General features: G+C 36.0%; 2 protein-coding genes. Both read left to right on the forward strand.

The window, feature by feature from the left end:
• Positions 1-91 precede the first annotated feature (91 nt).
• Positions 92-607, forward strand: coding sequence for a hypothetical protein (locus tag ABWI07_RS44460; protein WP_353822251.1), 516 nt, complete (start codon positions 92-94; stop codon positions 605-607).
• Positions 608-624: 17 nt separating this feature from the next.
• Positions 625-987: a hypothetical protein gene (locus ABWI07_RS44465; RefSeq protein WP_312258060.1), complete on the forward strand. Its 363-nt coding sequence runs from the start codon at positions 625-627 to the stop codon at positions 985-987.
• Positions 988-1,017 lie beyond the last annotated feature (30 nt).

Consider the following 1,017-nt stretch of genomic DNA (forward strand, 5'->3'; position numbering starts at 1 on the left):
TTTTGACTTTATTATATATTTTTGATATTCCTATATTATTAGTTTTGTTGTAATTGTTTGAGAACTTATCTATCAATAGGACGGTAATTTATTGGAAATTGAGAAGTTTAAAAATAATAAAGAAAAAGCGGAAAGAGCCTTAAAAATCGCTAATGATGAATTAATCAAAGCCGAGGAGATCGCTGACTTAGTAGCTTATGATAAAGCAAAGGGGGATATATGGACATCACAACACGCTATTGAATTGTATCAAAAACAGTTAGACAAATTGGAAAGCACTCCATTAGTGACCAAAGATGATTATAATCAATTGGTCTCAGATATTGAAAAGGCTGCCGATAAGTTACAAGATGAGTTGAATATTAAGGGCGCTAAGCTAATGGCAGAACTCAAGTCATTGGCTGATGAATCTAATGCGGTCTACCATAAAGCTGATGAGTTGTTACGTATTGCGCAGTATGATGTTTACAAAGACGCCGATTGTTTAGTAGCGTCAAACGGTACCAGAATAACGCGAGCGGTAGAGTATAAACGAAACAACTCAGTCCGAAATGTTTATAACTTTAAATATCTTGGCAACACATTTCTTGATGATATGAACGCATAATAAAAGGGGGGGACACCATGACAGAAACAATCAAAGACAACAGCCAACAACATACAGGCAATTGGGTTGAGGACATCCGAAAAGGCGCAGAGATTGAACGCAAAGAACTAGAGGAGACGAGCAGACAGCGGAGCAAAGAAGCCTTTGACAAGATGAGAGATAAGGCGAACGCCGAACGTGATGAGATTAATGGATTGATGAAACAAGTTGCCGAAAGAAATTACAATGATAATAAGTTAAAGCGTGACAAAGAAATTGAAACTGCTAAACAAAAAGCTATGCAACAGATTGAATCTGAATATGAAAGCAAGCACGGAGTCGATACCGACAAGACGGAACGAGAAAAGCAAGCATGGAGCAACTTACTAAAAGGTTTATAATTAATAAAAAAATATTTATATTAATTTATT

The sequence above is a fragment of the Actinomadura sp. NPDC000600 genome (assembly GCF_040492135.1).
Taxonomy (GTDB): Bacteria; Actinomycetota; Actinomycetes; order Streptosporangiales; family Streptosporangiaceae; genus Spirillospora.